General features: G+C 69.6%; 22 protein-coding genes and 1 pseudogene. 13 read left to right on the top strand and 10 right to left on the bottom strand.

The features are described 5' to 3' along the window. The first annotated feature begins 217 nt into the window (after positions 1 to 217). The 6 genes from BS329_RS38255 (at position 218) to BS329_RS38230 (ending at position 6,427) form a co-directional block, all read left to right on the top strand. Entirely contained in the window at positions 218 to 2,407 is a 2,190-nt protein-coding gene (locus BS329_RS38255; RefSeq protein ID WP_208619355.1) for a SulP family inorganic anion transporter, read from the top strand. A gap of 135 nt (positions 2,408 to 2,542) precedes the next feature. Beyond that, positions 2,543 to 3,265: a dethiobiotin synthase gene (gene bioD, locus BS329_RS38250; RefSeq protein ID WP_076168049.1), complete on the top strand. Its 723-nt coding sequence runs from the start codon at positions 2,543 to 2,545 to the stop codon at positions 3,263 to 3,265. Positions 3,266 to 3,349: 84 nt separating this feature from the next. Next, complete coding sequence (gene bioB / locus BS329_RS38245) at positions 3,350 to 4,366, top strand: biotin synthase BioB (RefSeq protein ID WP_076168047.1); 1,017 nt, start codon at positions 3,350 to 3,352, stop codon at positions 4,364 to 4,366. Further along, complete coding sequence (gene bsaP / locus BS329_RS44965) at positions 4,353 to 4,556, top strand: biotin synthase auxiliary protein BsaP (protein ID WP_076168046.1); 204 nt, start codon at positions 4,353 to 4,355, stop codon at positions 4,554 to 4,556. Before bioB ends, bsaP begins: the two co-directional genes overlap by 14 nt. A 159-nt stretch (positions 4,557 to 4,715) precedes the next feature. Continuing rightward, positions 4,716 to 5,321 (top strand): DUF2567 domain-containing protein, encoded by a 606-nt coding sequence (locus BS329_RS38235; RefSeq protein ID WP_076168044.1) that lies wholly within the window; start codon positions 4,716 to 4,718, stop codon positions 5,319 to 5,321. Positions 5,322 to 5,365: 44 nt separating this feature from the next. After that, a complete protein-coding gene (locus tag BS329_RS38230; RefSeq protein ID WP_076168043.1) occupies positions 5,366 to 6,427 on the top strand; it encodes a M48 family metallopeptidase in 1,062 nt (353 codons plus the stop codon). Between the two features lie 284 nt (positions 6,428 to 6,711). On the opposite strand, the gene BS329_RS38225 is transcribed toward BS329_RS38230, so the two are convergent. After that, positions 6,712 to 7,428: an LON peptidase substrate-binding domain-containing protein gene (locus tag BS329_RS38225; RefSeq protein WP_076168041.1), complete on the bottom strand. Its 717-nt coding sequence runs from the start codon at positions 7,426 to 7,428 to the stop codon at positions 6,712 to 6,714. Between the two features lie 40 nt (positions 7,429 to 7,468). Next, positions 7,469 to 8,104: an NUDIX hydrolase gene (locus tag BS329_RS38220; RefSeq protein WP_076168039.1), complete on the bottom strand. Its 636-nt coding sequence runs from the start codon at positions 8,102 to 8,104 to the stop codon at positions 7,469 to 7,471. A 123-nt stretch (positions 8,105 to 8,227) separates the two neighbouring features. On the opposite strand from BS329_RS38220, the gene nadA reads away from it, so the two are divergent. From nadA to BS329_RS38200, 4 genes are read left to right on the top strand one after another with little or no spacing between them, the layout of a single operon-like run. Further along, a complete protein-coding gene (nadA, locus tag BS329_RS38215; protein WP_076168038.1) occupies positions 8,228 to 9,238 on the top strand; it encodes a quinolinate synthase NadA in 1,011 nt (336 codons plus the stop codon). Beyond that, a complete protein-coding gene (locus BS329_RS38210; RefSeq protein ID WP_076168036.1) occupies positions 9,235 to 10,890 on the top strand; it encodes an L-aspartate oxidase in 1,656 nt (551 codons plus the stop codon). Before nadA ends, BS329_RS38210 begins: the two co-directional genes overlap by 4 nt. After that, the gene (gene nadC, locus BS329_RS38205) at positions 10,887 to 11,777 is read left to right on the top strand and encodes a carboxylating nicotinate-nucleotide diphosphorylase (protein ID WP_076168034.1); all 891 of its coding nucleotides are present in this window, start codon (positions 10,887 to 10,889) and stop codon (positions 11,775 to 11,777) included. Before BS329_RS38210 ends, nadC begins: the two co-directional genes overlap by 4 nt. A gap of 46 nt (positions 11,778 to 11,823) precedes the next feature. After that, positions 11,824 to 12,993, top strand: coding sequence for a S8 family serine peptidase (locus BS329_RS38200; protein WP_076168033.1), 1,170 nt, complete (start codon positions 11,824 to 11,826; stop codon positions 12,991 to 12,993). A 64-nt stretch (positions 12,994 to 13,057) separates the two neighbouring features. Here BS329_RS38200 and BS329_RS38195 read toward each other — a convergent pair whose 3' ends face one another. The 6 genes from BS329_RS38195 to BS329_RS38170 form a co-directional block, all read right to left on the bottom strand. After that, on the bottom strand, positions 13,058 to 13,435 hold the full coding sequence (locus BS329_RS38195; RefSeq protein ID WP_076168031.1) for a hypothetical protein: 378 nt from the start codon (positions 13,433 to 13,435) through the stop codon (positions 13,058 to 13,060). Positions 13,436 to 13,622: 187 nt separating this feature from the next. Beyond that, positions 13,623 to 14,969, bottom strand: a complete 1,347-nt coding sequence (locus BS329_RS38190) for an alpha/beta hydrolase (RefSeq protein WP_076168029.1) — start codon at positions 14,967 to 14,969, stop codon at positions 13,623 to 13,625. Positions 14,970 to 14,998: 29 nt separating this feature from the next. Further along, entirely contained in the window at positions 14,999 to 16,339 is a 1,341-nt protein-coding gene (locus BS329_RS38185; protein ID WP_076168028.1) for a WXG100 family type VII secretion target, read from the bottom strand. Beyond that, complete coding sequence (locus BS329_RS38180) at positions 16,336 to 16,740, bottom strand: hypothetical protein (RefSeq protein WP_076168026.1); 405 nt, start codon at positions 16,738 to 16,740, stop codon at positions 16,336 to 16,338. The genes BS329_RS38185 and BS329_RS38180 overlap by 4 nt, the downstream gene beginning before the upstream one ends. A 110-nt stretch (positions 16,741 to 16,850) precedes the next feature. Beyond that, on the bottom strand, positions 16,851 to 17,153 hold the full coding sequence (locus tag BS329_RS38175; protein WP_076168025.1) for a hypothetical protein: 303 nt from the start codon (positions 17,151 to 17,153) through the stop codon (positions 16,851 to 16,853). A gap of 21 nt (positions 17,154 to 17,174) precedes the next feature. Then, a complete protein-coding gene (locus BS329_RS38170) occupies positions 17,175 to 17,516 on the bottom strand; it encodes a WXG100 family type VII secretion target (protein WP_073848466.1) in 342 nt (113 codons plus the stop codon). A gap of 229 nt (positions 17,517 to 17,745) precedes the next feature. Here BS329_RS38170 and BS329_RS38165 point away from each other — a divergent pair, with 229 nt between their 5' ends. Beyond that, positions 17,746 to 18,699, top strand: a complete 954-nt coding sequence (locus BS329_RS38165; RefSeq protein ID WP_076168023.1) for a hypothetical protein — start codon at positions 17,746 to 17,748, stop codon at positions 18,697 to 18,699. Positions 18,700 to 18,768: 69 nt separating this feature from the next. Next, entirely contained in the window at positions 18,769 to 19,539 is a 771-nt protein-coding gene (locus BS329_RS38160) for a hypothetical protein (protein ID WP_244197457.1), read from the top strand. Between the two features lie 63 nt (positions 19,540 to 19,602). On the opposite strand, the gene BS329_RS38155 is transcribed toward BS329_RS38160, so the two are convergent. After that, on the bottom strand, positions 19,603 to 20,301 hold the full coding sequence (locus BS329_RS38155) for a S1 family peptidase (RefSeq protein WP_076168021.1): 699 nt from the start codon (positions 20,299 to 20,301) through the stop codon (positions 19,603 to 19,605). A gap of 256 nt (positions 20,302 to 20,557) precedes the next feature. On the opposite strand from BS329_RS38155, the gene cpt reads away from it, so the two are divergent. Further along, positions 20,558 to 21,079, top strand: coding sequence for a chloramphenicol phosphotransferase CPT (gene cpt, locus BS329_RS38150; protein WP_244197456.1), 522 nt, complete (start codon positions 20,558 to 20,560; stop codon positions 21,077 to 21,079). A 479-nt stretch (positions 21,080 to 21,558) separates the two neighbouring features. Here cpt and BS329_RS44960 read toward each other — a convergent pair. Next, positions 21,559 to 21,668 (bottom strand): annotated as a pseudogene (locus BS329_RS44960) (HNH endonuclease); the annotation flags it as partial.

Raw genomic sequence — 21,668 nt, 5'->3', positions numbered from 1 at the left:
GTACCGGGCCGCGGGGAGCGTCACGGAGCACCACACCACGGTTTCGTGAAAGTCCTTCAGCTCTCAGTATTTGGGAGCCCGCAAGGCTTTTCGCAACGCGTGGGACATCTCCAGGCAAACGAAAGAAGGCGAAAGTGGGCTACGCCACCCGACAGACGGGTGATATTCACTCGATCAGGTGGTGCATATCGGACAAATCACCAGTTTCCTGGTGATCATGAGACCCCAACTCCGTGCCGTGCTTCGTCACGACCTGCCCGCCTCGCTGGTGGTGTTCCTCGTCGCCGTCCCGCTGTCACTCGGGATCGCTCTCGCGTCAGGGGCGCCGATCGTCGCGGGGCTGATCGCGGCCGTGATCGGAGGTGTGGTCGCCGGGTCGCTCGGCGGCTCCCCGCTTCAGGTCAGTGGCCCGGCCGCCGGCCTGACGGTGATCATGGCCGAAACGATCGCGACCTTCGGCTGGAAGACGACCTGCGCGATCACCGTCGCCGCGGGGGCGCTCCAGATCCTGCTCGGGCTGAGCCGGATCGCCCGCGCGGCGCTCGCGATCTCGCCGGCCATCGTCCACGGCATGCTCGCCGGTATCGGCGTCACCATCGTCCTCGGCCAGTTGCACGTCGTGCTCGGCGGATCGGCGCAGAGCTCCGCGCTCAAGAACATCGCCGAATTGCCGGCACAGATCGTCGGCCACCACGACACCGCCGCGCTGATCGGCGTGCTCACCATCGGCATCCTGCTGCTGTGGCCGCGCCTGCCCGAGTCCGTCCGCAAGATCCCGGGTCCGCTGGCCGCCATCGCGCTGGTGACCGTGCTGTCCGTGACCACCGGGATGACCCTGCCCCGCGTCGAACTGCCCGGCGACCTGCTTTCCATCCGTTTCGCACCCGAATTCCCGGACGGCGGCTGGGGCGCGTTCGCCGTCGCGGTCGTCACCATCGCCCTGATCGCCAGCGTGGAAAGCCTGCTGTCGGCCGTCGCGGTCGACAAGATGCACACCGGGCCGCGGTCGAACCTCGACCGCGAACTGATCGGCCAGGGCGCCGCGAACCTGACCTCCGGCGCGCTGGGCGGCCTCCCGGTCACCGGCGTGATCGTCCGCAGCTCGACCAACGTCGCCGCGGGCGCCCGCACCCGCACGTCCGCGATCCTGCACGGCGTCTGGATCCTGGTGTTCGTCGCGGCGTTCGCCGGGCTGATCCAGAACATCCCGCTCGCGGCGCTGGCAGGCCTGCTCGTCCACGTCGGCGCGAAGCTGGTGAACCCCGGCCACATGAAGCAGGTCCTCAAACACGGTGACCTGGGGCTGTACCTGCTGACGCTCGCCGGTGTCGTCGTCTTCGACCTGCTCACGGGCGTCCTGCTCGGCATCGCGCTGTCGGTGCTGCTGATGCTGCGCCGCACCGTGTGGTCCGGCATCCACGCCGAACGCGACGGTGACGAATGGCGCGTCGTGGTCGAAGGCGTCCTGACGTTCCTTTCGGTACCGAGGCTCAGTCGGGTGCTCGCGACCGTGCCCGATGGCGCGAAAGTGACCCTGGAGCTGGTGGTCGACTACCTCGACCACGCCGCCTTCGAGAGTCTTTCGAACTGGCAGCAGGGGCACGAGCGCTCCGGCGGCGAGGTGATCGTCGACGAGGTCGGGCATCCGTGGTTCGCCAACGGCAAATCCGGCGATCCCACCCTGACCAGGACGGACGCGGTGCGTTCGGTGCCGAGGTTCCTCGCGCCGTGGTCCGACTGGCAGGCCAAGGACGTCGTGGTGCCCGGCCAGCGCGGCGGGCCGACACTGCGCGGGGCGACGGAGTTCCAGCGGCGCACGGCCGCGCTGATGCAGCCCGCGCTCAGCAAGCTGGCGGGCGGCCAATCGCCGCACACCCTGTTCATCACCTGCGGTGACGCGCGGATCGTGCCGAACATGATCACCACCAGTGGTCCCGGCGACCTGTTCACCGTCCGCAACATCGGGAACCTGGTGCCCGCCCGGCAGGCCGACCCGTCGATGGGCGCCACCGTCGAGTTCGCCGTCGGCGTGCTGAAGGTGCGCGAGATCGTGGTCTGCGGGCATTCCGGCTGCGGCGCGATGCAGGCGCTGGCGACCGGCGCTCCCGACGGCACGCCGATGCTGACCTCCTGGCTGCGGCACGCCGAGCCGAGCGCCAAGCGCAAGGTTCCGGTGACCCTCGACGGCGAACGCCCGGAGACCGAAGTCGACCGGCTGGCGTTGCAGAACGTGTTGCAGCAGCTGGACCACCTGCGGCACTACCCGCTGATCGCCGAGGCGGAGGCACGCGGGGAACTGCACTTGACCGCGATGTACTTCGATGTCGGGGCGGCCCAGGTCTACCTGACCGATGACGGCAGCCCGGCTTTCACCCCCGTCGGTGCCGTGACGGCGTTCGGGGGCTGAAGAAGGCCTTACCCCGCGTGCCATGGATTGAAGAGCTGGGCGCGCCGATCGCCTGCGGGGAGGATTCAGCCCAGACCCCGCCCAGCCACCACCCTCAACGGAGAGGCCGCGCCCTGCCCACTAGATTCAACCCACGTGAGCATGCTGGTCATAACCGGCACCGGAACCGGTGTCGGCAAGACGATCACCACCGCCGCCATCGCCGCGCTGGCCGCCGGGCGGGGCCAACGCGTCGCCGTGCTGAAACCGGCGCAGACCGGAGTGGGGCCGGACGAGCCCGGCGACCTCGCCGACGTCCGACGGCTCGCCGGTCCGGTCACCACTCGTGAACTGCGGCGATACCCGGATCCGCTGTCGCCGGAGGCGGCCTCCCGGCTTTCCGGGCTGCCGGTGCTTTCCCCGAGTGAGATCGCCGCTTCGGCGAGCGACCTCGACGGCGAACACGACCTCACGCTGATCGAAGGCGCGGGCGGCCTGCTCGTCCGGTTCGACGCCGACGGGGCCACGCTGGCCGACGTCGCGTGGTCACTGGGCGCGCTGGTGATCGTCGTGGCCGAGGCGGGGCTGGGCACGCTCAACGCGACCGCGCTGACCGCCGAGGTCGCGACCAGACGAGGGCTCACCGTGGCCGGGGTGATCATCGGCTCGTGGCCGGAGGACCCGGACCTCGCGGCGGTCTCGAATCTTCAGGACCTGCCGGTCGCCGCCGGTGCCCCGCTGCTGGGCGTCCTGCCCGCCGGGCTGGGCACCGCCGAACCGGAGGAGTTCGCCGCGCTGGCCAGGGCGGGTCTCTCGCCTTGGTTCGGCGGGGAGTTCGACCCGGAATGCTTCGTCGGCCGCGCGTCGGCCCAGAAGTGATCTGCGTCGCTGTGGCCGAGCGGTCCCGTCGTGCACGATGATGTGCCTTTGCTTTGATGCCCCACCCCGAACAGGAGCCGCCCCGTGACCACAGCCCCGGAGACCGTCGACATCCTCGCCGTGGCGCGTGACCAGGTGCTCGAGCGTGGCGTCGGGCTCGGCGAGGAGCAGATCCTCGACGTCCTGCGGCTCGACGACGACCACCTGACCGACCTCCTGGCGCTGGCCCACGAGGTCCGGATGCGCTGGTGCGGCCCCGAGGTCGAGGTCGAGGGCATCATCAGCCTCAAGACCGGCGGCTGCCCCGAGGACTGCCACTTCTGCTCGCAGTCCGGCCGGTTCCCGACGCCGGTGCGTTCGGCGTGGCTGGACATCCCCGGCCTGGTCAAGGCCGCGCGCCAGACCGCCGAGACCGGCGCGACCGAGTTCTGCATCGTCGCCGCCGTCCGCGGTCCCGACAAGCGGCTGCTCTCGCAGGTCCGTGAGGGGATCAAGGCCATCCGCGAGGACGGCAACGACATCCAGATCGCCTGCTCGCTCGGCATGCTCACCCAGGACCAGGTCGACGAGCTCGTCGAGATGGGCGTGCACCGCTACAACCACAACCTGGAGACCGCGCGCTCGCATTTCGCGAACGTCGTCACCACGCACACGTGGGAAGAGCGTTGGGAGACCCTGCGCATGATCCGCGAGGCGGGCATGGAGGTGTGCTGCGGCGGCATCATCGGCATGGGGGAGAGCATCGAGCAGCGTGCCGAGTTCGCCGCGCAGCTGGCCGAGCTGAACCCGGACGAGTGCACGATGAACTTCCTCATCCCGCAGCCGGGCACGCCGTACGAGGGATACGAGGTCGTCGAAGGCAAGGACGCGCTGCGCACCGTGGCCGCGTTCCGGCTGGCGATGCCCCGTCCGCTGCTCCGCTTCTCCGGCGGTCGTGAACTGACCTTCGGCGACCTGGGCACCAAACAGGGCATGCTCGGCGGCATCAACGCGATCATCGTCGGCAACTACCTGACCAACCTCGGCCGCCCGGCCACCGCCGACCTGGAGATGCTCGACGAGCTGAAGATGCCGGTGAAGGCGATCAGTGACGTCCTCTGACCAACCGGCGTTCTGCGTCCACTGTGGACAGTCGTCCGACGGTGGCGCGGAACATCCCGCTTGCCACAACCCGAGAACGGCACTCGAGCCGCCGCGCTACTGCACGTACTGCGCGCGGCGGATGGTCGTCCAGATCACCCCGGTCGGCTGGACGGCCCGGTGCAGCCGCCACAGCGCTCTCTCCGGCTGACGCGCCCGCGTTTCGTCCTCTAGTTGCGGTAGTTGCGCGTGCATCCACCGCAACTAGAGGACGAATCGCAGCAGGGGGCGCGACTCGGTGCCGGGGTTGCGTGCGCTGGGGGCGTCATTGGTTACGCTCTGCACAAGCTGCGTGAGGGAGGGGTCCGGGTTGGGCGAGTCGTCGGGCAAACCGGCACACCTGTCTTCCAGCGTGCCCGACCCCTGGTCGGTGCCCGTGCTGCCGAAGCCGCGCCGCCCCCATCCGAAGGTCGTGATCAAGGCCGACCTGCTCCCGGCGATCAGCGTGCTGTCCACGGCCGGGCTGCTCGGTTTCCCGCTGGCCTGGCTTTGGGCGCGGCTCGCGCCGCCGCAGCGTATGCGGGTGATCAACGACCGCGGCGGTCTCGCGCCGCTGGAACTGGAGAGCTGGCACCGCTTCGACGACCTCGCCGTCTACGGATTCCTCGCGCTCGGCGCCGGGCTGCTGATCGGCGTCGTGACCTGGATGCTACGGGAGCGCCGCGGCCCGGTCGTGCTGATCGCCGCGACCGGCGGCGCCACCCTGGCCGGCTGGCTTGGCACGTCGATGGGGGTCGCGTTCGCCAACGGCCGCTACGAGATCGGCGCCGCGCCCGCCGTCGGTGACGTCATCGCGAAGGCGCCGCAGATCGAGTCGGTCTGGATCATGCTCGCCGCGCCGTTGATGACCACGCTGGCCTACACGCTGCTCACCGCGTGGAACGGCAGGGAAGACCTGGGTCGCCGCCTCGGCTGAGCGTTTCCTCTAGGGTGGGCTGGGACTTCTCTAGGGGGCTTTTCTTGACTGACGACATCGAGGTTTCCCGGCACAACGCCGTCCGCTTCCCGGGCATCAGCCCGCGCGCCTACGAACACCCCGTGGACCGCGGCGCGCTGGCCACTTTGCGCGCGGTCCCCGGCTTCGCGCAGGTCGTGAAGGCGGTGTCCGGTTTCTACGCCGAACGCGGTGAGCGGCTCATGGCGCTCGCGTCCGGGATCCGGGTGGGCCCGAAGCAGTACCCGGAACTGGACAGGATCCGCAACGAATGCGCCGAGACCCTCGACCTCGACCGCGTGCCGAACCTGTTCGTCGCCCGCAGCCCCGAGGTCAACGCGCAGACGATCGGCATGGACGAGCCGTTCATCGTGCTCAACACCGCGGCCGTCGAGGCGATGGACCTGGCGTCGCTGCGGTTCGTGATCGGGCACGAGATGGGGCATGTGCTGTCCGGGCACGCGGTGTACCGCACGATCATGATCCGGCTGATCGGCCTGCAGATGTCGATGTCGTGGACGCCGGTGAGCGCGATCGGCATCCGCGTCGTCATCGCCGCGCTGCGCGAGTGGTACCGCAAGGCCGAACTGTCCTGCGACCGCGCCGGACTGCTGTGCTCGCAGGACCCGACCGCGGCCCTGCGGTCGCAGATCCTGGTCGCGGGCGGTATCGACCCGTCGAAGATCGACATCCCGGCGTTCCTGCAGCAGGCGGCGGAGTACGAGTCGGTCGACGACATCCGTGACAGCTACCTGAAGCTGCGCTACGTCGAGACGATGTCGCATCCGCTGGCCGTCGTGCGTGCCGCGCAACTGCAGAAGTGGGCCGCTTCGGAGGAGTACCGGGCGATCCTGGCGGGCCAGTACCCGCGCCGCGACGCCGACGCGCCGTCCTCCACCTGGACCGACGACCTGAAGTCGGCCGCGAAATCCTACAAGGATTCCTGGAACAGCTCGGCCGACCCGCTGACGAAGGTGTTCAGCGACGTCGGCGAGGCGGTGTCCGGGGCGGCGGGCAAGGTGTGGAGCAAGTTCGGCAACGGCAACGGTTCCGGGGACACCGCTCCGGAGTCCGGCTCCGGCAAGTAGGTCATCGGCCGGAGATGTCGGCTCACCCGCTGCGGGGTTCGGGTGGGGCCGCCGTCCTGAAGGCCACCTTCAGGACGCTCAACTCTCAAAGGTGGCCTTCGAGACATCAGCTCACCACCGCCAGACCGGCGAGGCGGAGCAAACGCAAGTAGGTGACTAAATGCGACCTCGCGCCATCTCGCCGCAGTGTCGCGAAGGTTGCCTGCGAGGACGGTCGGTGTCCCGGCCCGGTGCGGTCGTGAGTGGCCCTGACCGCAATCACCACTCACGAGGCCGGACGACGTTCAGTTCAGGTTCGAAGGGCGCGTGAACTCGCCGAGTTCCCCCGGCGGCATCGGCACCGCGCCGAGGGTGTTCAGGAACCCCGCCTCCCGCGTCAGCAGACGGCACGCGATCCGCAGTCGTCGCAGCGGATTGCTCTCCTCCAGCAGGCGCTGCCGGTCCTCTAGTGGGAGCAGGCAGTCCGCGGTGAGGCGGTAGGCGAGCGCGTTGATGTCGCCGTCGTCGGGCGGTGTCGTCCAGTCGTCGGCGTGCCAGGCGGACTCGCAGTAGCGCCGGTGCGCGGCCTTCGCGACGTCGGCGAGTCTGGCCACGGTGTCGCCGTGCACCGAGGCGACGCGGTCATCGGGCATCCACTCGACCGAGCCGATCAGGTACGGCGCGGAAACGCGGTCGATCCCGAGGAGCCGGAACCGGCGCCGCGCGGTGGTGACGACGTCGAATCTGCCGTCGGGCAGCCGTTTCGCCTCGCGCAGCACCGTGGTGCAACCGACCTCGTGGACGTGCTCCGGCCCGCTCACCTCCCTGATCATCGCCGTCCGCAGGGCGATGACCCCGAACTCGCGGTCCGGGACGACGTCGCCGACGAGGTCGGTCATCAGCTGCCGGTACCGCGGTTCGAAAATGTGCAGAGGAAGGTGTGTCCCGGGCAGAAGCACGGTCTGTAGCGGGAACAGCGGCAAGATCGCCTTCCCGGTGGACTCATCGCTCGGCTCGGTCACCCGTTCAAGGTACGGGCACGGCACGCACTTCGCAGGACGGTCACTTCCCGGCGGGCGGGCGGAACACGGCGAACGGGTCGGTGATCTGCATCCCCTTGCCCGCGAAGGAGAAGAGGGCCGCCGGCCGCCCACCGCTGCGTCCGGGGGGCGCGGTGCGCCCGGTGGGCAGGAGCAGCCCGCGCCGGGACAGCACACGCTGCAGGTTCGTCGCGGACACCCGGTAACCCAGCGCAGCCGAGTAGAGCCTCCGCAACGCCGATACGGTGAACTCTTCCGGGGCGAGCGCGAACCCGAGATTCGTGTAGCAGAGCTTCGAGCGGAGCCGGTCCCGCGCGCGCAGCACGATGGACTCGTGGTCGAACGCCGTCCGCGGCAACTCGGAAACGTCGTGCCACTCGGTGTCTTCCGGGACCTCGGGGTCCACATCGGACGGTACGAGGCCGAGGAACGCCGTCGCCACCACGCGCGGGCCCGGCACCCGCTCCGGCGCGCTGAACACGGCCAGCTGCTCCACATGCTTCAACTGGCGTACGTCGACCTTCTCCGCGAGCTGCCGCCGAATGGACGCCTCGACGTCTTCATCCGGACGCAGCCTGCCCCCGGGCAGGGACCAGCGGCCCAGATGCGGATCGAGCGCGCGCCGCCACAGCAGGACCCGGAGTGTGTCCGAGCGCACTTGCAGTACCGCTCCCAAAACCTCGTGGGCGAGGGGGGTCTGGGTGTTAAGATGACTTCGCACGGTTTTCGATTGTAAGGCGAAAACCGACTTGGGACAAATCGGTCCAGGAGGGCCAGAACGATGACGAGCACCCTGCAGAACGACCTGACCCCCTTCGGTGGCGTCGTAGCCGACGAGGCATGGGCGGAGGAGGTACGGAGTCTCGCTCGTCAGCGCGACGCCGTCCTGCTCGCGCACAACTACCAGGTCCCCGAGATCCAGGACATCGCCGATTTCACCGGCGATTCCCTCGCGCTCAGCCGGATCGCGGCGAGCAGCGACGCGTCCACCATCGTCTTCTGCGGCGTGCACTTCATGGCCGAGACGGCGAAGATCCTGGCGCCGGAGAAGACGGTCCTGATCCCGGACGCGCGGGCCGGCTGCTCGCTCGCGGACTCGATCACGGGCGCTCAACTGCGCGCCTGGAAGGCCGAGCACCCCGGCGCGGTCGTCGTGTCCTACGTGAACACCACGGCCGAGGTCAAGGCCGAGACCGACATCTGCTGCACCTCGTCGAACGCCGTCGACGTGGTCGCCTCGATCCCCGCTGACCAGGAGGTTCTGTTCCTGCCGGACCAGTTCCTCGGCGCGCACGTCAAGCGTGTGACCGGCCGGGAGAACATGCACATCTGGGCCGGGGAATGCCACGTCCACGCCGGGATCAACGGTGCCGAACTGGCCGAGCGGGCCGCGGAGAACCCGGACGCCGACCTGTTCATCCACCCGGAATGCGGCTGCGCGACGTCGGCGCTGTACCTCGCGGGCGAGGGTGCCGTCGCCCCCGAGCGGGTCAAGATCCTCTCGACCGGCGACATGGTCCACGCCGCCCGCGCCACCTTGGCGAAGTCGGTGCTCGTGGCCACCGAGATCGGGATGATCCACCAGCTGCGCAAGGCCGCGCCGGAGATCGACTTCCGCGCGGTGAACGACAGGGCGTCCTGCCGGTACATGAAGATGATCACGCCCGCCGCCCTGCTGCGGTCGCTGCGCGAGGGTGCCGACGAGGTCCACGTCGACATCGAGACCGCCGCCCGTGCCCGCGCTTCCGTGCGGCGCATGATCGAGATCGGGCAGCCTGGCGGCGGAGAATGACCGACCCGGTTACCGCCCTTCAGGCGAAAACCCACCCGGTGTGGGAGGCCGCCGCCGATCTCGTGGTGATCGGCAGCGGAGTGGCCGGGCTCACCGCCGCGCTGCGCGCCCAGGAACTCGGTCTGCACGTCCTGGTGGTCACCAAGGCGGCGGTCTCCGACGGGAACACCCGCTGGGCACAGGGCGGGGTCGCCGTCGTGCTGGAGGGCGAGCACGAGCGGGGCGACTCGGTCGGCAAACACGCCGCGGACACGCTCACCGCCGGTGCCGGGCTCTGTGACTCCGGCGCCGTCCGGTCGATCATCGGCGGCGGCCCGGCGGCGGTGGCCAGGCTACGGGCCGAGGGTGCCCGCTTCGACCCGGCGGTGGAAAGGGGAAGCGAACTCGCGCGCACTCGCGAAGGTGGCCACAGTGCCTTCCGGGTCATCCACGCCGGTGGTGACGCGACCGGGGCGGAGGTCGAGCGGACGCTGGTCGCGAAGGCCGGTGACCGGCGCATCCCGGTGCTGGAGCACCACATCGCCGTCGACGCGATCCGCACGCCCGCCGGTGAGGTCGCCGGGCTGACCGTCCTGGACCACAACGGCGTTCCCGGTGTCGTCCGGGCGCCGGCGGTGTTGCTGGCCAGCGGCGGGCTGGGGCAGCTCTATCAGGCGACGTCGAATCCGGAGCTCGCCACGGGTGACGGGCTCGCGCTCGCGTTACGCGCCGGGGCGCAGCTCGCGGACATCGAGTTCGTCCAGTTCCACCCGACTGTCCTGTTCACCCCTGGTGCTCGCGGCCGGTGCCCGCTGGTCACCGAGGCGGTGCGCGGCGAGGGCGCGACCCTGCACGACGCGACGGGTGCTTCGGTCATGCGCGGCGTGCACCCGCTCGGCGACCTGGCGCCCCGCGACGTCGTGTCGGCGGCGATCACGCGCCGGATGGCGCAGGCTCCCGGCGGCGTCGATGATCACGTTTTCCTCGACGCCACCGGGATCGCCGGGTTCGCGAAGCGGTTCCCGACCGTGCACGCGGCCTGCGTCGCGATCCGGCTCGACCCGGCGAGGGACCCGATCCCGGTCACGCCCGCGGCGCATTTCGCCTGCGGCGGCGTCGTGACCACTGTGGACGGACGATCCGGCGTACGCGGTCTCTACGCGGCGGGTGAGGTCGCGAGGACCGGTCTGCACGGCGCGAATCGCTTGGCCTCCAACAGTTTGCTCGAAGGACTGGTCGTCGGGCGGCGGGTGGCCGACGCGGTCGCCGCCGACCTCGCCGCCGGGCTGCTCGCCGACCCGCGTCGCGGCGTGCTCGCGCCCCCGGCGAAGGTCGCGGTGGCCGACCGCGACGCGCTCCAGCGGGCGATGAGCCGCTACGCCGCGATCGGCCGGGACGCCGAAGGTCTGTCGGTCGTCGGTTCGGTGCTGGATCTTTCGGTGATTGAAAGTCCTTTGTGGACACCCCGGATCGTCGAGGACGCGGCGCTCACGCTGGTGGCGGAGGCGCTTGTCGCGGCGGCTGCCCGCCGGACGGAATCCCGCGGCTGTCACGTGCGGACCGATTTCCCCGCACGGGACGACGTCACCTGGCAACGCGGTCAGCTCATCCGGCTCAGCCCGTCGGGGCAGCCGGTGCTGGCCGATCCGATCGCTTTGGAGGGTGTGGCATGACCGAATTTTCCCCGTTGGTCACCAAAGCGCTGGCCGATCACGGCCTCGACGTCGCCGATGTGCGTCGCGTCGTCACGACGGCGCTGGCCGAAGACCTGCGGTACGGGCCCGACGCGACGACGAACGCCACCGTGCCCGAATCCGCGAAAGCACTGGCCGAACTCACGCCGAGAACGGCGGGCGTGGTCGCCGGGATCCCGGTGGCGCTGGCGGTGTTCGACCTCGTCCTCGGCAAGGACCTGGAGATCCTGGCCGCCCGCGACGACGGTGACCGGCTGATCGCCGGGGAGCCCGCGCTGGTCGTCCGAGGTCCGGTGCGCGGCCTGCTCACCGCCGAACGCACCGCACTGAACCTGTTGTGCCACCTGTCCGGCATCGCCACCGCGACCGCCGCCTGGGTGGCCGCGCTGGAGGGAACCGCCTGCCGGGTAAGGGATTCCCGCAAGACGTTGCCAGGGTTGCGGCTGCTGGAGAAGTACGCCGTCCGCGCGGGTGGCGGGGTGAACCACCGGCTCGGCCTTGGCGACGCGGTGCTGATCAAGGACAACCACGTCGTGGCCGCCGGTTCGGTGACGGCGGCGCTCGCCGCGGCCCGCGAGCACGCGCCCGAACTGCACTGCGAGGTCGAGGTCGATGATCTGGCGCAGCTGGAGGAGGCGCTCACCGCGGGGGCCGACGAGGTGCTGCTGGACAACTTCACGCCCGACGAGTGCGCGAAGGCCGTCGACAGGCGCGACGAGGTCTCGCCGAAGACCCGCCTGGAATCCTCGGGCGGGTTGAGGCTGGACGCCGCGCGGGCCTACGCGGAGTCCGGAGTGGACTTCCTCGCCGTCGGCGCGCTCACCCATTCCTCACCCGCGCTCGACCTCGGGATGGACCTGCGCTGACCTGGAGCACTAGAATTTCCTTGTGTGACAAGGGAATTCTGGAGGAATGGTGGGCTTTGCCGGTAAAAGTGCCGTCGCGGGGGGCATTGCTGTCGTGGCATTGCTCGGCACCCCCGTCCCGGGGACGGCGGTCGCCGAGCAGTGCGCGAATCCGACGGGCACCTACACCGCGGCCGTCCCGTGGGGACAGCGGCTGATCGATCCCGCGCGGATCTGGCCGCTTTCCCGCGGCACCGGGCAGCTGGTCGCGGTGATCGGCACCGGCGTGGACGGCCGCAACGGCCAGTTCGCCCCCGGTCAGGTCGTCGGCGGGCAGGGCACCACGGGCGACGACTGCGACGGCCGGGGCACGATCGCCGCCGGGATCGTCGGCGCGCAACCGGATCCGTCCACGACGTTCACCGGGATCGCGCCCGGCGCCAGGATCCTCCCGGTCCGCTACACCCAGGTGAACGGCGGCGGCGACCCCGGACAGCTCGCGTCCGCCATCGAGACCGCGCTGAACCGTGACGCCGGGATCATCCTGATCGCCGTCCCCGCCGCCGCCGACAGTCCCGCGCTCACCGGCGCCGTCTCGCGCGCCAGGGAGAAAGGCGCGCTCATCGTCTCTCCCGCCGCGGGGACACAGCAGGGCCAGACGTCCTACCCGACCGCGACACCCGGCGTGCTCGCCGTCGGCTCGACCAACCAGGCGGGCGAAGCGGTTCAGACCGAATCCGGTTCCTACGTGGGGATTTCCGCCCCTGGCGCCGAACTGGTCAGCACGTCCGCGGGCGCGGGCGGGACCGTGGCACACCGATGGCCGGTGAGCGACCCCAGCCTGGCCGCCGCGCATGTGGCGGGCGTCGCGGCGCTCGTGCGCGCGTATCACCCCGAGCTGTCGCCGGAACAGGTCGTCGCCCGGCTGACGCTGACCGCGCACCGCGGCCCGAGTGGGAGACACGATTCCCGGCGTGGCTGGGGCGCGATCGACGCCTACGCCGCCGTTTCCGTCGCCATTCCGGCCGATACGCCTGGCCCGGGAGGGCCGCCGAGCGTCGCTCCGGACACCTTCGTCGTCCCCGCGGCCGCCCCGGTCCGAGCAGGGACGGACAAGGTTTCCGGGGTGCTCGCGATCATCGGAGTGGCCGTCGCCATGGCGGCGGGTGTGGTGGTGGCCGCGGTCCGGCGGGGCAAGCGCCGAGGCTGGCGGCCTTCACGTTTTCGCGCCTCGTGAGCGGCAGTGGTGCACTGGGGGACACCACTTGCCGCTCACGAGGTCTTCGCGACCCCCTGGGGTTTTAGGGGACGGTTACGCAGGCTGTCGAGCCCACGATGGCCACGCCGTCACCGGTGCGGGAGACGTGCACGTTGAAGTCGGCGCCGTCGCGGCTGAACTGAGCGATCAGCTCACGCGGGTTGCTGCGATCGCGTGCGCGCCAGCCCTGGCTTTCCAGCAGGGGCAGGACGACGTCGACGAGCTTGCGGATCGCGTCGGACGCGTCGTCGACGCGGAGGCCGTATTGCCGGCAGAGCAGCCGTCCCGGCTGGGTCGGGTCGCAGTCCAGCTCGCCTTCCACGGTGCGTTCCGCGCTGGTGCCGAAGGTGCCGGCGACGCCGTCGATGACCGCGGCCAAATCCTCGGCCAGCGGATCGAGTTCGGTGTTCCTGGTGATCATGACCAACCCTCGGTGTCTGTAGGTGAACCCGCGACCGCGATCGACGTCGCCACGGCACGGGCCGGCGTATCAGACCTCGGATGGCGAACAAGGGCGCCGTGGCACCGCGATAGCGGGGCCTTCGGCCGGGGCGGGTTCACGCATGCGGCCGATTTTCGCTGTGCCATTCTGCTCCGCCTCCCATCCTTCACAGCCCGCGGCCGACGCCTTCGACGGCCATCTCCCGCAGCGAGCCACTCGTGAAGCCCTCCTGCGTGAGCGGTCCGCCCGTGAGCACACCGTAGATGTTGTTCCACGAATCCGAACCGGGCTTGAGCACCCCGCTGTGGGAATCCATGCCCCACTGCAGGTCGCCGTTCGCGTCGCGGCCGGTTTCCAGTTCGACGACGCCGGGGAAGCGGTCGGGGTCCGCTCCGTGCCCGGCGCCGAGCCATTCGATCAGGCCCGCGTTGCCCTGTGCGGCCACGATCGGGTCGAAGGGGGCCGTCATGGAGTAGCGCTGCACACCGGCCTGGCCCGCCGGGAGGTCGTTCGGGCCCCAGATGCCGTGTCCCATACCCGCGGATTCCACGTGCAGCACCTGATCGGCCCGGAGCCCGAGTTGTTCGGCGAGGCCGACGGTCGCCCCGCCGTAGCTGTGCCCGATGGCGGTGACCACGACGCCAGGACCGGCGTGGTTGTCGATCTGGTCACGCAGCTCATCGCTGAAACGTTTGAGCTCCGGCGCCATCGTCTGCGCGTAGTGTGCGGCGGGGCCTTCGGTGATCACGTTCTGGGGGAAGACCCCGTCGGCCCAGACCACCATCGCGGTCCGCCCGGTGGCGTCCGCGGCGACCAGGCTCTTGCCGAGGTCGGCGTAGCTCTGGAAGTTGCCGAACGAGGTGTTCACGCCGGGGACGAACAGGCCGACGTTGCGGGTGCCCGGTTCGATCCGGCCGACCAGTTCGGCGATCCGGCCGAGCTCGCGCGGGTCGAACCGCAGGATCTGCCGGTCGTTGGCGAGGATGTCCTCATACAGCGCGATCCGGTTGCGGGCGTTCGCGATGTCGTCGGCTTTTCCGCCGTGTGCCAAGAGGTTCGCGAGCCTGTCGCGTTCGGACGTCAGCGCGTCGGAGACCTTGGCGCGGTTCTCGGTGATGGCGGCCGCCCACTGCCCGGTGTCCGCCGCGCCGCCGACGCCCGCCGGATTCCCGGCCTTGGGCAACGGGTCCTCCGGCATCAGCGCCCGGTACGAGGCGGCGATCCGGACGTCGGCACGCCGGTAGCCGCCCGCGGCCGAGGTGAGCCCCTGGTGGATGACGGTCGCTTTGGTGAGCTGGCCGTCGAGTTTGCCCGCGACGTCCTTGATCGTCTTGGTGTACGTCGCGGAAGCCGCGCTGGAAGCCGAAACCTGGCCGAAGGCGGTGGCCGGGACGTTCTCACCCGCCAGCGCGGTCTGCGCGGTCTTGAGTACGCCGGCGCGCTGTTCCAGTTCGGCCGCCGCCGCTTCGAGTCTGGTGGGGGCGACTCGGTAACCGCCCGCACTGGATGCCATCACCGAGCCGCCTCTCCTGTTCGGAAAAATCAGTACTGCTCGGGCTCTTCGCCGAGCACGGCCGGAGCGACCGGGGCCGACTGACCCCAGACGTTCTCGGTTTCCACGAGCCACGGCGGGATACGACGGCCTGAGCCCATGTCGCCGCCCGCGCCCATGCCCATCGGCATCATGGGCATCATCGGCATCGCGCCCTTGGCCGCCGCCGCGCCCGCGGCACCGGCGGCTCCGCCCGCGAGCCCGCTCATCGCGGTGCCCGCCGAACCGTCGCCTGCCAGACCGGAGAACGCGGCCGGTGCCTCACCGGGACCGGCGAGCCCGCCGCCGCCGATGGCGCCGCCGTCCAGCGAGGGCGCGCCGCCACCGCCGATCGGGATACCGCCACCGGAGCCACCGGCGGTAACGCCCGCGCCCGCGCCACCGGCACCGGCAGCGGCACCGCCGCCGATGGGTTCACCGTTCTTGTTCTTGCCGTCGTTCGGGTTCTTGCCGGCGGCCCATCCGGGCACGCGCGGCATGATCGAGCCGAACCGGCCGAACGCGGCGGCCGAGGCCGCGGCGAGACCGGCGGTGAACATGTCGCCGAACAACGGGTTCGATTTGGGGATCTGGCCCGGCTGCCCGGTGGGGGGCGGCGTCGACCCGTCCGAGGGCAGCGGGTGCGTGTTGTCGCCCGGCGTCACGCCGACACCGGGGGTGCCGCCGATGTCGTTGCCGACGGACCCGCCACCTGGGGCCGTGCCGCCACCCGGGGCCGTGCCGCCACCGGTGACCGGCGGGGCGACGGCGTTCGGCGAGGCGGGGAAGGATTCCTCGGTCGTGGTGTACTCGCCCGCGAGCTGGGTCATCACCACGATCGCCTTGCTGTGTGCCGCGCTGGCCGCGCCCGCGGCCTGCTGCTGCGCCTCGACGTTCGCGATCGCCTGCTGCCGCTGCTGGGCGGCGTTGATGATCGTCGCCTGCGAGGAATCCGGCGGCAGCAGCGGCGGGTTGACCGCCAGCGAGACGTCGGCGGGCGAGACGTCCGGCACCGCGACCGGCGGCGGCATCTCCTTCTTGGCCTTCACCAGCGCGTCCGCCGCGTCCTCGAGGAGGTTGTTCATCGCGTGCGCGGTCTGGGCGACCTTGCGGATGCCGCCGACCAGATCGGTGATCATCGTGTGGTACTTGTCGGCGGCGCCGCCGGTCCAGCTCCCGGAGAAGTCCTTCAGCTCGCCGGTCAGGTTCTCGGCCTGTTCGAACAGCCCGGTGCCGGTGGACTGCCATTTGTGGGCCGCGTGGCGCGCCGTGTTGGGGTCGCCCGCCTGCAGCATCGCGTAGAGCTGCTGGTGCGAGTAGGCGGCGAAGTTCGTGTGCGCGGTGCCGGTCATCCCTTGTTCCCCCCGCCGTTGGAGCCGCTGTTGCCACCCAGCACACCGCCGAGGACGTTGAGCAGCGGATCGAGCAGCCCGGTCTGCTGGCTGGAGTGGTTGATGTCACCCGCGACGGAATCGTCGGCCGCCGCGTAGCCGTCGGCGACGGTCGTGGTGACGTCCTGAGCGAAGGTGATCGCACCCTTGACCTGGTCCAGCAGGCCCTGCATCTCGGCGACCGCGGCCTGGTGCGCCTTGGTGAGGGAACCCGCCTCCCCGAACTCGCCGAACAGCAGCGGGTGTTCGCTCAGGGTCAGCAGGAAGTCTTTCGGCTTGGACATCGCGTGGATCTGGGTCTCCAGTTCCCGCACGAAGTCCTTCAGTGATTCCAGATGGACGTAGTACGACTGGTCTTGCATTGATCCCGGCTCTCTCGTGATCGGCCATGCCATCAAGGGACGACTACGCGCAAAGCCGGCCGGCCGGTGCCGAGGGGGGTGAAAGCACCGGCCGGCCGACGGATGAGGACTCAGCCGGCGAACAGGCCCTGGTTACGGTTCTCCAGGCTGTGCTGGATATCGTGGGCGTCGCCGACCTTGCCGCCGAACTGCGCGATGATCGCCACGATGTCCGCGGTGGCCTGGCGCAGGCGGGTCTCGGACGCACGAGCGGCCTCACCGGCGGAGCTGCCGGAGGCGTACCAGGTCTGGGTGATCGGCTGCAGGTTGGTGTGCAGCTGTTCGAGCTGTGAAGTGAGCGCCTTGGCCTTGGCGGCCAGCGAGGCCGAGCTGTGCTGCAGCGCGGCGAAGTTGATTTCGACGACGTCAGCCATGATTGGTGGTCCTCTCGCGGATCAGGGGTTCAGCCGGTGGATCACGGTCTGGTCGACGGTTCCGCTGACCCCGGTGAGGCTTTCCCGGACCTGCTCGTCACCCGAGTTGTAGTTCCGGTTGCTCTCGTGGACGAGGCGCGACATCGTGTTGAGCTCGTTCACGGCGATGGTCATCTTCTCCTGCAGGCGGCGCTGCAGGTCCCAGAACGCGACCGCCTGGTCACCCTTGTAGTTGTGCAGGGTCTGGGTCAGCTCGCTCTCCAAGCTGGCCATCGTGGTCTTGGCGTTCGACGCGGTTTCCTCGAACCCCTGGACGGCGCGCGCCATCGCAGCTGCGTCTGCCTGATATCCCGTACCGGTCATGGATGGGCCACCTCCTCTCATCTCGCTGGAAATCCCGGTGAGCACCAGGGGACGCCCTGTCTGCTCTTGTGAAGGACACGCTAGAAAACAGGGGAGTGTGGTCAAACGGCACAACTGCCGGTTGTGGTGACGGCACTATTACCCACAGGTCGACGGTGGGGCCTTCCCCACCTTCGACCCGGGGGAGTGCTCCAGTGTCCGAATCGGAGTCCACCGGCAGGCTCGATCCATGGTGGGCAAGGGTTTCGGGGCAGTACGGCATCGCCCGTTGATGATCTTGGCGGCGGCGATGGCGGTACTCGGGGCGATCGCGCTCGGCGGTCTCGTTTTCGACGATCGGAGCCTCGTCGGCGCGCCCATTTGGCTCAAGCCGCTCAAGTTCACGATTTCCGTTGGGCTCTACGCGGTGACACTGGCCTGGCTGATCGGGCAGCTGACCCGGGGCAAGCGGCTCGGCTGGTGGCTCGGCACCGCGTTCGCGGCGGGCCTCGTTCTGGACATGGCGCTGTTGTTCTGGCAGATCATCGGCCGGGGCCGGACACTCCACTTCAACCGGGAGACCCCGGTGGACCAGTGGATCAACAACATGGTCGCGAACGGTGCCTTCACCGGCTGGGGAGCGACGGCGGCGATCGCGATTCTCCTGCTGTTCCAACGTCTTCCCGACCGCGCGTTGAGTTCCGCGTTACGCGCGGGTGCCGCGCTGTCGGTCGCCGGCATCGGGATCGCGATGCTGATGTTCGGTCCCGACGAGCGGCAGTTGGCCCAGTTCCGCGCCGGGGAGAAGCCATCGATCGTCGGCGCCCACGCTGTCGGGGTGCCCGACGGCGGACCGGGCCTGCCGGTGCTGGGCTGGAGCACCGTGGGCGGGGACCTGCGGATCCCGCATTTCGTCGGGATCCACGCGATCCAGGTGCTGCCAGTGGTCGCCTATGGACTGCTCATGCTAGCCCGGCGGTATCCGGTGCTCGAATCGAAATTCGTGCGGCGGAATCTGGTCCGGACCGCTTCGGTGGGTTTCGCGGGGTTGCTGGCGCTGCTCACCTGGCAGGCCCAGCGGGGGCAGTCCATCGTGCGCCCCGACTTCTGGACGCTGGTCACGGGCGCCGGGATCATCGCCGTCGTGGCGGCCGGTGCGACACTTTCGCTCCGGGCGCCGCGGCCGATGCACCAGCTGACGTGATCTTGCGCGAAATCCACTCGGGACTTCCTTCGGGATCGGATAGCTTTCGGTTCGATGAAGGGGGTAAGCGTGCAGGGAACGCAGACTTTTGGGCGGTTTTCGGGCAGACGCGCGGGCGTCGTGCTCACCGCCGCGGCGGTGCTGATCGGCGGGGTGGCCTGTTCGTCGGGATCTTCTCCCGACGCGGCCGCTCCGGCGGCACCCGAGGTGTTCGGCCCGGCGGGATACCGCGGGCTGACCTTGGGCATGGCCAAGGACGCGGCGCTGGCGGGCGGGAAGCTCGCCTCGGCGCCGACGTCCACTTTGGATGGTTGTACTGATTTCTCCTACACCGGCGGCCCGGCACCGGACCCGGCGAGGATGAAGGCGGAGGCCGACACCGAGGCCAAGGCCGAGGAGTTGAACAAGAAGGCCGACGAACTCGAGGCCGATCCCGGGTCGAAGCCGGGCGCGTCCGCCGAGGAGAGTGCCAAGTCGGCGGAGAAGTCCGCCAAGGACGCGCGACTGTTCGCCGACGCCGCTCAGGCGTCCGCCGATCTGGCGGGCAAACGCGAGGAGCGCGACAAGGCGTTCGTCGCGGCTGGAGGGGCTTCCTTCGGCAAGGACGGGCTGCGTGAACTCGCCGCCCCCTCGGACGCGAAGACGGCCGAGGGAATCGGTGCTGGTTCATCGTTGGCAGGCCTCAAGACGGCCTACGACGCCAAGGGGATGAAGGTCGGCGACAACGGCCGCTTCCAGGTGCCTGTCGACGGGAAACCGGACTGGGTCTACGAGTTCACCGTGAACGGTGACAAGGTCGGCTCGGTGTCGATGATCAACCCGAAGTCGAAGTGCGGCTGAGTTCCCGGGTTTTCGGGCACGAAGAAAGGGCCGTTCGTTTCCGGACGGCCCTTTCTTCGTGTTCTAGACTCCCGCGGTGGTGCGGATCCAGCTGCGGCTGGCCGCGACGCTGGCGTAGTTCTGGGTGCCCTGCGGGTTCGTGCCGGAGTTGCTGCCCGTCGAACAGACGCCCACCTGGACGCCGCCCGAAAGCTGCGGTCCGCCCGAATCGCCGTGCCACGCCGAACCGTTGACACCGACGCTGGCGATGGCCTGGCCGCCGTAAGCGTCGCTGCTGGTGCCGGTGATGCGGACGTTGGCCGTCTTCAGGACGCTCGACGGCGGGTTGTTGCCCTGCGTGCGGCCCCAGCCGTAGATCTGGTTGGTGGTGCCGTTGGCCGGGTTCGCGGTGCCGAGCTTCATGTACGTCGTGCTGACCGCGGTCTTGAGATGCAGCAGCGCGATGTCGCCGCGCGGGGCGGCTTTTTGCTGGTCGACGGCGGCCGAGGTGCCCTGGTTCAGGTTGACGTTGCCGACCTTGACGTGCATACCGGGTTTGTTGAGGCAGTGCTTCGCGGTGAGGACCCACTGCGGGGCGATGATCGTGCCGGAGCAGTTGAAACCGCCGAACGCGGTGGCGTCGTCCCAGTAGATCTGGGCGCCCCATGGCGCGGAACTCACGGTGCCGCCGCCGATGATGTCCTGGCCCGCGTTCGCTGCGGGGGTGGCTACGAGGGTGAGTGCCGCGGCGGCACCGGCCACCGTTGCGGCAATTTTGGACATACGCATGAATACGCCCTTCGGCCTGCGTCGGGGAGTTCGTTTCGACTTGAAACGGTTTCACCAAGTTATGGGGCGGTAAGGGTTTTTGTAACCTACCGAAGTCGGTAAAAGGTGCGAGGAAAGTATTGGGCCGTCCGGGTGGGGCTGTCCGTTGTATCCGGTTCGCGGTTTCGGCGTTGTTCGATCCGGTTGCGGAATTCCTTGCCGCCGCGATGGGCCGTTGCCGGTTTCGCCAAGTCCCTTTTAGGGTGATTCGGTGACTCAAGTGATCGTGATGAACGGCGGATCCAGTTCGGGCAAGTCCGGGATCGCCCGGTGCCTCCAGGCGGTGCTGCCGGATCCCTGGCTCACGCTCGGCGTGGACACGCTGATCGACGCGATGCCGGGTGACGTGGACGACGGGATCTCCTTCGCCTCGGATGGCGGGGTGGGTGTCGGGGCCGGATTCCGGCGCATCGAGGACGCGTGGATGGCCGGTGTCGCGGCGATGGTGCGGGCGGGTGCGCGGGTCATCGTCGACGACGCGTTCCTGGGCGGTGCGGAGTCACAGCGCCGGTGGCGGGACGCGTTTGATGGGCTCGAGGTGCTTTGGGTCGGGGTCCGGTGCGACGGTGCCGTGGCCGCCGGACGGGAGATGGCGCGGGGGGATCGGGTCGCGGGGATGGCCGAGTCGCAGGCCGAGGCCGTGCACCGGGGCGTGGTCTATGACCTCGAGGTGGATACGGGCTCGGCCGAGGCTCTGGCCTGCGCGCGGGAGATCGCCTCGCGGGTGACCTAGGAGGCCCTTGATGCGCGACGTGACTTACTCGATGGCCGTCTCACTGGACGGTGGCTGTACGAGGCGATGCCGTATTGCAGGATCCCTCGCTCGATGACTCGAGGCTTGAGTGGGCCGCGCTCTGTAAGGCGCTCCCGAAGGTGGTGGTCCGTTCTTTTCTCAGGGTGAGCGCAGGGTCGGCCTCGACCCGTCGAGACCCGTGATTTGGGCTCGGAGTCGTCTGCCTTCACCATCGGGTGGTGCGATTGGTCCTTTTTGGACATGGTGTCGCCGGTTGGTGGTCGAGGCGGGTTGGTGTAACGCTCCGATCGATCGTGTGGCAGCGGGCCGACGGACGGCGCCACACCGTGCCGGAACAGCACGGTTCCGGGCGTCATCCATCGGCGGCTCCGACGTGTCATGGGGCGGGACGGGGCTCTGTAAGTACGCGTTGTCCGCCCCATGCTCCGTGAACGGACCACGGCGCAACGGATGTCGAGTCAGAAGGGCGGGGTGTCGTCCTCTGGTTCGGGTCGTGGATCATGCAGAGGCTCGGGTGTCGCGTTGTAGGTGTGTCCGCTGGGGGTGGTGATGGTCATGCCGCCGTTGC

The sequence above is a fragment of the Amycolatopsis coloradensis genome (genome assembly GCF_001953865.1).
GTDB lineage: Bacteria > Actinomycetota > Actinomycetes > Mycobacteriales > Pseudonocardiaceae > Amycolatopsis > Amycolatopsis coloradensis.
This window is presented reverse-complemented; position numbering and strand designations above follow the sequence as displayed.